Annotated in this window: 1 protein-coding gene; it reads left to right on the top strand. The window is 67.5% G+C overall.

From position 1 onward, the window contains the following. A partial coding sequence (locus SB816_RS31820) for a phage baseplate assembly protein V (protein WP_410548222.1) occupies nucleotides 1-271 on the top strand: 271 nt, incomplete at both ends.

Here is a 271-nt window from a genome sequence, read left to right on the forward strand (position 1 = left end):
GGCGGAATACCGCAATGAGTTCACGTGCGTACCCAGGGCAACCGCCTGGCGGCCCGGGCGCGGCTTCAACAGCGTCGACACGAAGATTCTCGCGCCGCAGACGGCGATCGTCGTCGGCCAGTCCGGCACAAGCATTCACACCGACGAACACGGCCGCGTGCTGGTTCAGTTCCATTGGGATCGCGACGGCAAGTATTCGACGTGGGTGCGGGTCGCAAGCGGCTGGGCTGGCGGCGGCCAGGGGATGGCGGCACTGCCGCGGATCGGTTCG

Origin of the sequence: Achromobacter sp. SIMBA_011 (genome assembly GCF_046535435.1) — a bacterium.
Lineage (GTDB): Bacteria > Pseudomonadota > Gammaproteobacteria > Burkholderiales > Burkholderiaceae_B > Achromobacter > Achromobacter dolens.